At 52.4% G+C, this 12,920-nt stretch carries 11 protein-coding genes and 1 riboswitch; all 11 genes read left to right on the top strand.

Going from position 1 to position 12,920, the window contains the following annotated elements; genetic code table 11:
* Window positions 1-53 precede the first annotated feature (53 nt).
* The 11 genes from B9L19_RS16390 to B9L19_RS16345 all read left to right on the top strand — a co-directional run bounded on the left by B9L19_RS16390 (window position 54) and on the right by B9L19_RS16345 (window position 12,816).
* Entirely contained in the window at window positions 54-467 is a 414-nt protein-coding gene (locus B9L19_RS16390) for an ATP-binding protein (protein ID WP_025949039.1), read from the top strand.
* A gap of 2 nt (window positions 468-469) precedes the next feature.
* On the top strand, window positions 470-802 hold the full coding sequence (locus B9L19_RS16385; protein ID WP_025949040.1) for an STAS domain-containing protein: 333 nt from the start codon (window positions 470-472) through the stop codon (window positions 800-802).
* 6 nt (window positions 803-808) lie between these two features.
* Window positions 809-2,335 carry a SpoIIE family protein phosphatase gene (locus B9L19_RS19620; RefSeq protein ID WP_025949041.1) on the top strand — a complete coding sequence of 509 codons (1,527 nt, stop codon included), beginning with the start codon at window positions 809-811 and terminating at the stop codon, window positions 2,333-2,335.
* A gap of 189 nt (window positions 2,336-2,524) precedes the next feature.
* Window positions 2,525-2,938, top strand: a complete 414-nt coding sequence (locus tag B9L19_RS16375; RefSeq protein ID WP_015373893.1) for an RDD family protein — start codon at window positions 2,525-2,527, stop codon at window positions 2,936-2,938.
* A 239-nt stretch (window positions 2,939-3,177) separates the two neighbouring features.
* Entirely contained in the window at window positions 3,178-4,431 is a 1,254-nt protein-coding gene (locus tag B9L19_RS16370; protein ID WP_047752296.1) for a methyl-accepting chemotaxis protein, read from the top strand.
* A gap of 136 nt (window positions 4,432-4,567) precedes the next feature.
* Window positions 4,568-4,681: riboswitch (TPP riboswitch) on the top strand.
* A gap of 171 nt (window positions 4,682-4,852) precedes the next feature.
* Window positions 4,853-6,541, top strand: a complete 1,689-nt coding sequence (thiC, locus tag B9L19_RS16365; protein WP_047752295.1) for a phosphomethylpyrimidine synthase ThiC — start codon at window positions 4,853-4,855, stop codon at window positions 6,539-6,541.
* A 578-nt stretch (window positions 6,542-7,119) separates the two neighbouring features.
* Window positions 7,120-8,298, top strand: coding sequence for an aminotransferase class I/II-fold pyridoxal phosphate-dependent enzyme (locus B9L19_RS16360; RefSeq protein ID WP_025949044.1), 1,179 nt, complete (start codon window positions 7,120-7,122; stop codon window positions 8,296-8,298).
* Window positions 8,295-9,950, top strand: coding sequence for a thiamine pyrophosphate-binding protein (locus B9L19_RS16355; protein WP_047752294.1), 1,656 nt, complete (start codon window positions 8,295-8,297; stop codon window positions 9,948-9,950). The genes B9L19_RS16360 and B9L19_RS16355 overlap by 4 nt, the downstream gene beginning before the upstream one ends.
* Before the next feature lie 69 nt (window positions 9,951-10,019).
* Entirely contained in the window at window positions 10,020-11,501 is a 1,482-nt protein-coding gene (locus B9L19_RS16350) for an aldehyde dehydrogenase family protein (RefSeq protein WP_047752293.1), read from the top strand.
* Window positions 11,449-11,619, top strand: coding sequence for a hypothetical protein (locus B9L19_RS19130; RefSeq protein ID WP_157720891.1), 171 nt, complete (start codon window positions 11,449-11,451; stop codon window positions 11,617-11,619). Before B9L19_RS16350 ends, B9L19_RS19130 begins: the two co-directional genes overlap by 53 nt.
* Window positions 11,620-11,658: 39 nt before the next feature.
* The gene (locus B9L19_RS16345; protein WP_047752292.1) at window positions 11,659-12,816 is read left to right on the top strand and encodes a saccharopine dehydrogenase family protein; all 1,158 of its coding nucleotides are present in this window, start codon (window positions 11,659-11,661) and stop codon (window positions 12,814-12,816) included.
* Window positions 12,817-12,920 lie beyond the last annotated feature (104 nt).

Below are 12,920 nucleotides of genomic sequence, written 5' to 3'. Positions count from 1 at the left end.
AATTTTCAACTGACAGTGGAGCATGCAAGCAAAACGAAGATAGGAGAATGACAATGGAGCCCGTAATCATGATCCGAACAATGAAGATCATGAAAATAGCGGATATTTTAAAAGCAATGGATACCACAGAGGAGTTAGCAAAAGAGATGGGTTTTTTGCCGCGTGATTGTCTTTTCCTTCGATTGGCGACGGAAGAGGCGTGTACTAATGCCTATGAATACTGTAAAAAAGAGAGGCGTTTTCCGTTCAATGTATTTTGGAAGAGAGAGGGATATAAATTCAAAATTATTATTAAGCAAAAGGGAGGCTGCTTTTCTATAGAGCCATCTGATGTCGTGAATACGGGAATGCGAGGAAGGGGGTTGCAGCTGATCTCCCACATTGTCGATCATGTATACGTGAAGCAAGTAGGGAATGATGTCTTGTTTTGTATGTGTAAATGTAAAAAATATCTATCGGAGGAATGAATATGGAAACAAAACAAGAGGCGATCTTTACTTTGACTTGGACTGAAGATATTACTTTAAACAATATCGGTGTATTCAGGCAAGCCCTAAAACAATTACTATCAGAAGGGGCGGATCAGTTGATTGTTAACATGGAAGGGGTTAAATACATCAACAGCGCTGGGCTTGGTATGATTGCAGACTGCGTCATGACAGCAAGATCGAAACAAAAAGAATTGGTCGTTGCAGGTGTGACGGGCTCCCTTGAAGAAATTTTCCGTATTGTGAAATTTTCTTCTTTCATGAAATTATTCCCGACAGAGAAGGAAGCTATTGATTATTTCAGCGGAGAATGACGTTCTATGGTGGACGGATTCTGGGACGATGTGCAGCGGTATGACCACCAAGCTTGGCGAGGGTTGCTTCGTGAATTAGAGCGAATGAATGTATTCGCCGGGTTGCAAGATGATGTATATTGGGTAGCGGAACCGGAAAACGGACAAATTCTGTTCATCTCATCATCTTGTGAGCAGCTGTACGGATTGTCTCCCGACGATTTTTATGGTGATCCGAATGTGTGGATGAGAGTGTCTCATCCAGATGATCATGCCAAGGTGGTCGAAAAATGGCCGCTTTTTTCCTTGAAGAACACAAATATAAAAAAATATCGAATTATTAATCAGCGAGACGGTTCTGTTCGTTGGGTTATCGAGAAAATATTTCCTGTTTTGGATCGGATAGGAGAAACAAGATTGATTAGTGGTGTGGTTACTGATTTGACGTCAATCAAAAGAATGGAAGACGAACAGCGCCTAGCTAGGGATGTATACGATACAATTGAACAAGCAATGTTAGTAACTGATGAAAAATTTATCATACAGCTGATTAATCCAGCGTTCACAAAATTTACAGGATATGGATCGGAAATTATTGGCCAGCCTCTGACAATTTTGTATACAGGTTACTATGATGCATGGTTTTATGACTTCGTAAAAGGCGGGATAAAAAAGAAAGGGGAGTGGGGAGGGAGAATCCGATGGAGAACGAAAAACGGTTCGTCTTGTGTTAGGAAAACTATTGTGCGTGAAATTAGTGGCTCTATGGGAGAGACGGTCTTTTATTTATTTTTATTTTCTAGTCTTGCGGATGAGATGTTATCGATTGCATCCATAAAAGATGACCTGCGGCTGGCCCGCGAGGTGCAAAAGCGCGTGTTGAGCAAGCCGTTGTCAGCCAAAGGAATCCAGATTGCCGGAACGTACATCCCATCGCGGGAGCTGGGTGGCGATATGTACGCCTGGTATCCGATCGACAAACAGCGGTACGGCATTTTTTTAATGGATGTGATGGGTCATGGGGCAGCGGCTTCGCTCATTTGCATGTCGGTCCGCTCGCTCTTAAACGGCGTCATCCGCAAAGGGATCGTTCCGACGGAAGTGTTTCGCGAGTTGAACCGCCATATGCGCCAGTTGTACCACGAAAACGGGCGGATGACGTATTATTTCACCGCCGTATATGTTCTGGTGGATGTCAAGGAACGGATGATTGAATATGCATCAGCCGGCCATCCGCCGGGGTTTTTGTTCCAACCGGACGGAACGGTGGCGGAGTTGGACCGCGGCTGCGCGCCGATCGGGCTGCTTCCGCGCCTTTTTGTCGACAGCGGCCGGTTGCGCTACGAGCCGGGGGCGACGCTTGTGTTGTATTCCGACGGGGCGATCGAAGGGGAAACGGGCTCTGTCCGGCAAAAGATTGAAGCGTTCCGCGATGCGCTGGCGCCGCATATTTTATTGGACGAGCAAGTGCTTTTGGACCATCTGCGCCGCCATTTTGCGCAAAAAGGGCCGCTTCCAGACGATTTTTCGGCTGTGGTGGCGAAGCTGGGCTAAAGAAATGGCTGCAAGAAGATCGATTCCATCATCTTGAGCGTGTATGACAGGGGCCGCCGCATCGAAGCAAAAAATCGATGTGATGTCGAAAAAACCGATTTTCTTTTATACGCCATTTACGGTAAAATGAAGACAATTATACTGTTAATGGAGAATACAATATAGAAAAGGCAACAGGAGGGAAGGCATATGGCGGTGACAAATCCGGCTGGATTTTGGAAGCGGCTGTTGGCTAACTTGTTGGATGCGATTGTCGTCGGCATTCCGATTTCGATCATCGGCTATTTCATCACTGGCAGTTGGGAAACGAACTGGTTTACGTCATTAGCGAACATCCTTTACGCGTTAATCGTTCCGGCTGTTTGGTACGGATATACGGTCGGCAAGCGGATGCTTGGCATCCGGATTGCGAAAGTCAACGGCGGAAAAGTCGGCATCGGCACGATGTTTTTGCGCTCGTTCGTTGGCGGACTCGTATACTTTATCACGTTCGGCATTGGTCTCATCATTAGTGCGATTATGGTCGCTGCAAGAGAAGACAAACGCTCCATTCACGATTTTATCGCCGGCACGTATGTGACAACGGAAAAACCGGCGGTGTAAAGCGGAAAACAACAGGTGGTGCCCCAATCGAACGGGGCGCCTTTTCTTATTTTCTTCACCGATTAGAAGCGAGCAAAAGCATGATGTTTTCGAGCGGGTCCTTGTTAGATCAGAAAACTTTGCAGCTCCACAATTCATGATTAGAATCAGGAAGGAAAATGAACGGTCATTCACGAATCTATTTATGCGGCGAAGAAATAAGAAAGGCGTTTGCATCATGGCAAAAGGAGGAGAGCGTTTTGTCATTAGCAAGTTATATCATCCGCACCATGTTTATCGTCATTCCTGGCACGGCGGTGATCGGCGCTGCCGTCTGTTCATTCAATGACATTCATGGAGCGGCATTTTGGTGGACGATTGCAGCGACTATTCTATTTGGAGCACTAGTCGGTTTCGTTTCTGCAACCCTCAATTATCGGCGGTTTGTTGCCCCGATTGCCGTTATTAACGAACATTTAGGAAAGATGACAGGCGGAGATTTGACGGCGCGCATACCGCTTGATCGCGTGCAGCAACTGCGGTCGATTGCGGCGTCGTTAAACGATATGGCAAACGCTTGGCAAAGTGTGATGGGGCAAATTCAACATCATGCCGAAGAAGTAGCGCAATATTCTCAGCAGCTTGCCGCCGTCGCCGAACAGACGACGAAAGCGACAGAGCAAATTGCGACAACGATGGAAACGCTTGCGGCAAGTGCGGAGGAGCAGGCCGATGCTGTTCGCACCACCGCCGCGTCCGTGCATGATATTTCCCAAACATTGAGCGACGTCGCTTGCCATACGAAAGAAGTGGCGCACCGGGCTGAGAAAACATCGGCGAAAGCAGAGGACGGCAAGCAGTCAATCGGACAAATGTCCGAGCAAATGCAGTTCATTTACGATCATGTGCAAACGCTCGGCCAGGTGGTGAAAGGGCTTGGGGAGCGTTCCAACGAGATTGGACAGATTACGGAAGCGATCACTGGCATTGCGTCGCAGACGAATTTGTTGGCGCTCAATGCCGCGATCGAAGCGGCGCGCGCCGGCGAGCAAGGGAAAGGGTTTGCAGTTGTCGCGGATGAAGTGCGGAAGCTCGCAGAACAATCAGCGCGCTCAGCGCAACAAATTTCCGAGCTGATCGGTTACGTTCAAGAAGAAACGAAGCGGGCGGTTGCGTCTGTCGAACAGGTGATCTCCGAAGTGGCGAAAGGATTGAACGTGGCGGCGGCATGCGGCCAATCATTTGCCCATATTCGCGAGGAGGTCGGCCAAGTGAGCAAACAAATTGGACAAGTATCGTCCGCCATCGAGCAAATGACGGAGCATGCCCGCCAAGTGAACGACGCACTCCAACAGATGACCAATATTGTCGAACAGTCAGCGTCCGGTGCGGCCAACGTATCGGCAGCGACGCAGGAACAAATGGCTTCCGTCGAGGAAATCGCCTCTTCGTCGACATCGCTCGGTCAGATGGCGGACGAGATGCGGGCCATGCTGAAGAAATTTTCTGTGTGAGTGAGGAAAAGGACGCTTTCTTCGAGAAAGAGGGGCTTTCAAACGACGTGTGGGAGTCAACGTTTAGAATAAAATGGTTTGCATCTTTGCCAATTGCCTGATAAAATAAAGAAAAGTCAGTCATCATGGTGATACGCTTATCTGCTAGGGGAGTCCGAGAGCCGGGCTGAGAAAAGAACGCGATGAAGTTCTTTGACCCTTTGAACCTGATCTGGGTCATGCCAGCGTAGGGAAGCAGGCAGCGGGAACAGATGGACGTGTCTTGTTCATTTGGCCTTTTGCCTTCGATCAGGTTCCGGTGTCGGAACCTGTTTTTATTTTGAATCGGCCGCCATCGCCTATTCTCGTGTTTGCCCCGCTTCAGACGGTGTGGCTTCAGATCTGATCTTTCATAATTTTATGTTGAAAGGGGAAGCCACGCATGGAAAACATTCGCTCGTTTATGTCGTTTCCGGAAAGCCGCAAAGTGTACATCGAAGGGTCGCGTCCGGATGTGCGCGTGCCGATGAGAGAAATTGCGTTGTCGCCAACGAAAACGCCGCAAGGAATGGTGGACAACAAACCGGTGCGTGTCTACGATACGACGGGCCCGTATACGGATCCCGATTTTGAACCGGACGTGGAGAAAGGCTTGCCTTCTCTTCGTCGCCGCTGGATTGTCGAGCGCGGCGATGTCGAAGAAGTGAAGCCATCAGCGGCCGCCGGCGTCCGCCCGCTGCCGTTCGTGCGCCGTCCATTGAGGGCAAAGCCCGGAAAAACCGTGACGCAAATGCATTATGCCAAACGGGGAATCATCACACCAGAGATGGAGTTCGTCGCGATTCGTGAACAAATCGATCCAGAAATGGTCCGCCAAGAAGTCGCCGCTGGTCGAGCCATTATTCCGGCCAATATTAACCATCCAGAGAGCGAACCGATGATCATCGGCCGTCGTTTCCATGTGAAAATTAATGCCAATATCGGCAACTCGGCTGTTTCTTCATCGATTGAAGACGAAGTGGAAAAATTGCTTTGGGCGGTGCGTTGGGGCGCCGATACGGTCATGGATTTATCGACCGGCAAACACATTCATGAAACGCGCGAGTACATCATCCGCAATTCGCCGGTCCCCGTGGGAACGGTGCCGATTTATCAGGCGCTCGAAAAGGTAGGAGGGGTGCCGGAGAAGCTGACATGGGACGTGTACCGCGAGACGCTCATCGAGCAGGCTGAACAAGGAGTCGACTACATGACGATCCACGCCGGTGTGCGGCTTCATTACATTCCGCTCACCGCCAACCGGACGACCGGAATTGTCTCGCGCGGCGGCTCGATCATCGCCCAATGGTGTTTGGCCCACCATGAAGAAAACTTTTTGTATACGCATTTTGAAGAAATCTGCGAGATTTTGAAACAATATGATGTCGCGATCTCCCTTGGCGACGGCTTGCGTCCCGGCTCCATCGCCGATGCGAACGATGAGGCGCAGTTTGCGGAACTCAAGACGCTCGGCGAGCTGACGAAAATCGCCTGGAAGCATGATGTGCAGGTGATGATCGAAGGGCCGGGGCACATTCCGATGCATAAAATTCGCGAAAATGTCGAGCGGGAACAGGACATTTGTCATGGAGCGCCGTTTTATACGTTAGGGCCGCTTGTCACCGACATCGCGCCCGGGTATGACCATATTACGTCAGCGATTGGCGCCGCCATCATTGGCGCTTATGGGACGGCGATGCTTTGTTACGTAACGCCCAAAGAACATTTAGGGCTGCCGAATAAAGAGGACGTACGCGCCGGGGTCGTGGCCTATAAAATCGCCGCCCATGCGGCTGATCTGGCAAAAGGGCATCCAGCCGCTCAGCAGCGTGACGACGCGCTCTCGAAAGCGCGCTTTGAATTTCGTTGGAACGATCAGTTCAATTTATCCCTCGATCCGGAACGAGCCCGAGAATACCATGATGAAACATTGCCGGCTGAGGCGGCGAAAACGGCCCATTTTTGTTCGATGTGCGGGCCGAAATTTTGTTCCATGAACATTTCACATGAACTGCAACGGAAAATCAAAGAGGAGGGGATGAAAGAAAAGGCGCAACAATTTATTCGGCAAGGGTCATCGCTGTATCAATGACAAGAAGCGGGTTGCGATGCTCGGCATGGTGGCGAGGATATGGAAGTTCGATCAACGGAAAAAGCATGAGCTGGAAAACGCTCGGTGCTGATCGAAGCAGCGGAGGGGGGCGAATGTTCATCGCCCCTCTTGTTTGTTCTGCAAATTGGTGCGGTTCCTTATTATTTTAAAAATATATAATTTTTAAAAAATATATTTACAAATCGTTTCGAATTGATTATGATAATGGCATAAGGTGCAAATTTTGAATCATAGAATGATCATGCGGGGAAAACTGCGCAGTCTATCGCGGCGCCTTCGCCGGCGCTTCGCTTCCATAGACAGCGGCCAGTTGCGTCATCGAACCGTGGATGATGCCGGCCGCTTCTTTTTATGGCGAAAGGGCCGGGTTTCAGAAGGTTGATCGCGTTTTTCTCGCAGCTTCGTGAGAAAGCTTGCTTTTCGAGCAACAAGACTCTGATGATGTCTTGATGTGCGAAAGCCATTGGTATGATCAGCCGCTTCTTGAACGTGAGACGGGCATGAGGGCAATGTGCGTGCGCATAAACTGAAACGAAAGACCATGAGGAGGGATGGGATTGAACACATTTTCCGATATTGTGCAGACGATGCCGCCATATTTGTTCTCCCGATTTCAGAAGAAAAAAGAAGAACTGCTAAAGATCGGGGTCGATGTCATTGATTTAGGGATCGGCGCCCCCGATTTGCCGCCCCCTTCCTTTGTCATCGAAGCGTTGAAAGAAGCGCTCGATGCGCCAGAACACTATACGTATTCGCCGTATGGCGGCTGCAGGGAGTATCGGGAAGCGGTCGCGCGTTTTTATGAACGGGAATATGGCGTCAAGCTCGATCCGGAGACCGAGGTGTTGGCGTTAATCGGCTCGAAAGAAGGAATCGTCCATTTGCTGCAAGCCGTTCTCAATCCCGGCGAGCTCGCCTTAGTGCCTGATCCAGGCTATCCTGTCTACCGGACGGCCGTCCATTTTGCCCGCGGCCAGAGCCGATCGCTGCCGCTCGATGCGCAACATGGTTATATTCCTCGGTTTGATGCGCTTCCCTCGTCCGTTTATGACCAAGCGAAAATCATGTTTCTCAATTATCCGAGCAATCCGACGGCCGCCGCTGTCGATTTGGATGTATTGGCCGAAGCCGTTTCACTTGCCCGTCGGCACCGGATGTTCATTGCTCATGATGCGGCCTACTCGTTCGTGACGTTTGCCGGTTTTCAAGCGCCGAGCATTTTGCAGGTGGACGGGGCAAAGGAAGTGGCGGTGGAATTTGGATCGTTGTCCAAAAGCTATAACATGGCCGGCTGCCGCATCGGATATGTGGTCGGAAACCGGGACATGATTCGAGCGCTTTCGGTGATCAAGAGCAACACGGATACGTGCCAGTTTATTCCGATCCAGAAGGCGGCGGCGGCCGCTTTAATGAACGGACAGACGTTTATTCGAGAAAATAGCCGCATTTATGAACAACGCATGAATAGGATGGTCGAGAAACTCCGAGAACTGGGCATCGACGTGCAACGGCCGAAAGCGACCTTTTTCTTGTGGATCCCGGTCTATGACGGATACTCATCCGAACGATTTGCCGCCAAACTGCTCGAAGAAGCGGGAGTCATCGTCACACCGGGAACAGCGTTTGGACCCGCAGGGGAAGGATATGTCCGCGTATCGCTGTCAGCGCCGCTCGAGCGTCTAGAGCAAGCCGTTGAACGATGGAAGCAAGTGAATTGGGAGGAATCGGCGCCATGAAGCGAACGATGCGTCACATCACGGTGGCTCAAGCCATCGTCGAATGTTTCAAACAGGAACAAATCCGTTATGTGTTTGGTGTGCCGGGGGAAAGTTATTTGCCCCTGCTTGATGCCATCTATGATGAGCCATCCATCGAGTTCATCTCCGCCCGCCATGAAGGGGGTGCTTCCTTTATGGCGGAAGGGCATGCGAAAGCGTCGCAAAAGTGCGGCGTCGTGCTGGCTACAAGGGCGGTTGGCGGGGCGAATTTGGCGATTGGCGTCCATACCGCGAGGCAAGATTCCACTCCGATGGTCGTGTTTTTGGGGCAAGTGAACAGCCGCTTCCTAGGGCGTGAAGGATTTCAGGAAGTCGATATGGAAGCGTTTTTTCGTCCGATCGCAAAATGGGTGGTCGAAATTCGCGAAGCCGAGCGGGTGCCAGAGCTGGTGCAACGGGCGTTTCGCACCGCGAAAACAGGGCGGCCCGGCCCCGTCGTCGTTTCACTGCCAGAAGATGTCTTTTCCAAAACGATAGCGGAAGCAGTGATAGCCGAGACCGATGTGCCGAAGCCGGCACCAAGGCAAGAGGATATACGGAATATAAAGGAGCGGCTCGAGCGCGCCAAAAGGCCGCTCGTGATTGCCGGCGGCGGCGTCAAATGGTCGGGAGCGGAGCAGTTGCTGCGCTTATGGGCGGAAAAGTATGCACTTCCGGTCATGGCGGCGTTCCGGCGGCATGACGTGTTTCCCCACAACCATCCGTGCTATGTCGGACACCTAGGTCTAGGGTCGCCCAAAGCGGTCATCGAAACGGCCGAGCAGGCGGATGTGGTGATGGCATTGGGAACGCGGCTATCGGAAGTAACGACACAAGATTACCGTTTGCTCTCTCCCAATCAGACGCTGATTCACATCGATATTGACAGCGATGGATTCGGAAAAGTGTATGCACCGGATCTCGCGGTTTGGGCTGACTGTCAGGAAGTGCTGTCCCGTTTGCTCGATCTCGCGGTGCGGCCGTCTTGGCAAGAATGGGCGGCTGAACGGAGGAAACGGTACGAACAAACAGCCAGGCTGCCGGTGGAACATCGCAATCTCTATGAAGCTGTGATGGCAAGTTTGGCGCGCCATTTGCCAAAAAATGCGGTCATTACGAACGATGCCGGGAATTTCGCCGGTTGGCTCCATGCTTTTTTCTCGTTTGGGGATGGGCACACGTACATCGGCCCGACGTCAGGAGCGATGGGATATGGCATGCCGGCCGCCATTGGCGCGAAACTGGCCTTTCCCGACCGGACCGTCGTTTCTTTATCCGGGGATGGCGGCTTTATGATGACGGTGCAGGAGTTGGAAACGGCCGCTCGATACGATATTCCGATCATCAGCATTGTGTTTAACAATCATATGTACGGCACCATCCGCATGCATCAAGAATTGCAGTTTCCGGGGCGGGTCATCGGCACCGATTTAGGCCGCGTGTCGTTTGCCCGTTTGGCAGAATGCCTAAACGGCCGCGGGTTCCAAGTACAGACGGAACAACAGTTCACGGAAGCGCTTCTGTTGGCGCTTGAGGCCAAGAAGCCGACGGTGATTGAAGTATTGGCCGATCCGGACCACATTTCGGTGGCCGCCACGATCCAGGACTTGCGGGCCAAGAGGAAGTCCTGACGATCATCGCTCGGCGTTCAATGTATAAATTATCTCAATAAATCATCTAGAAAAATGGGGGAGTATACAGTGAAAATCCAAAACTATATCAATGGAGAATGGAAGGAGCCAAGCACCGGGCAATTTGCGCCGGTGATTAATCCGGCGACGGGGGAAACGATTGCCGAGGTGGCGATGTCCGGGCCAAACGATATTGATGAGGCCGTTCAGGCAGCCAAAGAAGCGCAAAGACAGTGGGCGCTCGTGCCGGCGCCGAAACGCGCGGAAGTTTTATATCGAGTCGGCATGCTGCTAAAGGAGCGGAAAGAACAATTGGCACGGCTGTTGACGATGGAAATGGGCAAGGTGATCGAGGAAGCGCGCGGCGAAGTGCAGGAAGGCATTGATATGGCGTTTTATATGGCGGGGGAAGGGCGGCGGTTGTTCGGCGATACGACGCCGTCTGAGCTGAAAGACAAGTTTGCGATGAGCGTCCGCGTGCCGGTGGGGGTTGTCGGCATCATCACTCCTTGGAACTTTCCGATTGCCATCGCAACGTGGAAGTCGTTCCCCGCGATTGTGGCCGGCAATGCGGTCGTATGGAAGCCCGCGCCCGAGACACCGATCATGGCGCAGGAATTAGCTCGCATTTTTGAAGAAGCGGGCTTGCCTCCGGGAGTGTTTCATGTGGTCCACGGTGACGGACCGACAGTCGGCAATGCGCTCGTCGAGCATCCGGATGTCAAGGTCATCTCATTTACCGGATCGAATGAAGTCGGGCGGATGATTGCGGAAAAATGCGGACGACTGTTGAAAAAAGTGTCGCTCGAAATGGGTGGGAAAAACGCGGTGATCGTCATGGATGATGCCGATTTGACATTGGCGGTTGACGGCATCATCTGGAGTGCGTTCGGCACATCAGGCCAGCGGTGCACGGCGTGCAGCCGGGTCATCGTCCATGAGCGGGTGAAACAGGAGCTTGAGCGGCGTCTGCTGGAAGCCGTGAAAACATTGAAAATCGGCAACGGGTTGGATGAAACGGTCAAAGTCGGACCCGTCATCCATGAAGAGGCGCTGCAAAAGATCGACCGCTACGTGCGCATTGGCGTAGAAGAAGGGGCGAAATTGCTGATTGGCGGTCATCGACTGCGCGAGGGCGACTATGCGCGCGGCTTTTACTACGCGCCGACGATTTTCACCGATGTCACGCCGAATATGCGCATCGCCCGCGAAGAAATTTTCGGCCCGGTTGTATCGATCATGTCCGTCCGCAGTTTGGACGAAGCGATCGCCGTCAACAACAGTGTCGATTACGGGCTGTCAAGCGCCATTTTCACCCGCGATGTCAACCGCGTCTTCCGAGCAATGCGCGATTTGGACACCGGCATCGTGTATGTCAACGCCGGCACGACAGGGGCGGAAATTCATTTGCCGTTTGGCGGCACGAAAGGGACGGGCAACGGCCACCGCGACTCCGGCGTCGCGGCGCTTGACGTCTTCACCGAATGGCGGAGCATTTATGTCGATTTCAGCGGCAAGCTGCAACGGGCGCAAATCGATACCGATGATTGAACCGGGCTGTCGCTTGCAACATGGCCGGCAAAAGAGAAGCGAAGATCAACGTGGAACCTATATCGTGAATCGAAGCGGCGGCCGCGGCAACGATGTGAAAACAGCGGCTGTCATGTAAGCGTATGGCAAACAATCGGTGACAGAGGGGGAAAGAACGATGAAAGTGCTCGTGCTTGGAGCGGGGCTGATGGGAAAAGAAGCGGCGCGCGATTTAGTGCAAAGCCAAGATGTTGAGGCGGTGACGCTGGCGGATGTCGATTTGGCCAAGGCGGAGCAGACGGTGCGGCAGCTTCATTCCGAAAAGCTTGCCGCTGTGCGGGTGGATGCCGGCGATCCGCAACAACTGGCAGCGGCCATGCAAGGGCATGATGTCGTCGTCAATGCCTTGTTTTACCGCTTCAATGAAACGGTGGCGAAAACAGCTATTGCAGCTGGCGTCCATTCTGTCGATTTAGGCGGCCATATCGGCCATATCACCGACCGGGTGCTTGAGCTGCATGAACAAGCCCAAGCCGCTGGGGTGACGATCATTCCGGATCTTGGCGTCGCGCCGGGGATGATCAACATTTTATCCGGCTATGGGGCGAGTCAACTCGATGAGGTGGAATCCATCTTGCTGTATGTTGGCGGCATCCCCGTCCGCCCCGAACCGCCGCTCGAGTACAACCATGTGTTTTCGCTCGAGGGGCTGCTTGACCATTACACCGATCCGTCTCTCATTATCCGCGACGGCCAAAAGCAGGAAGTGCCGTCGCTTTCGGAAGTCGAGCCGATTTATTTCGACCGGTTCGGGCCGCTTGAAGCGTTTCATACCTCAGGAGGGACGTCGACGCTCTCGCGCTCGTTTCCGAACTTGAAGCGGCTCGAGTACAAAACGATCCGCTACCGCGGCCATGCAGAAAAATTTAAGCTGCTCGTCGATTTGAATTTGACGCGCCACGATGTGGAAGTGGAGGTCAATGGATGCAAAGTCAAACCGCGCGATGTGCTGCTTTCCGTCCTGAAGCCGCTCCTTGATTTGAAAGGGAAAGATGATGTGGTGTTGCTTCGGGTCATCGTCGGCGGTAGGAAAGATGGAAAGGAAACGGTGCTGGAATACGAAACCGTCACGTTCAATGACCGCGAAAATAAGGTGACGGCGATGGCGCGTACGACGGCCTACACCATTTCCGCTGTCGCTCAGCTCATCGGCCGTGGGGTGATCACCAAGCGCGGCGTCTATCCGCCGGAGCAAATCGTTCCGGGGGATGTGTATATGGAGGAGATGAAAAAACGAGGCGTTCTTATCAGTGAGAAGCGGACGGTTCATAGCTGAACAGCAAGCGCCATAAGCAGGAGGATGGAAGCAGTTTCGTGAAAAAGGGCAATGCTTCGCCGCCGCGAACACGATGGCAAAATGGCTGCGGCCGGGAAGCGAAT

The sequence above is a fragment of the Geobacillus thermocatenulatus genome (assembly GCF_002217655.1).
Lineage (GTDB): Bacteria > Bacillota > Bacilli > Bacillales > Anoxybacillaceae > Geobacillus > Geobacillus thermocatenulatus.
This window is presented reverse-complemented; position numbering and strand designations above follow the sequence as displayed.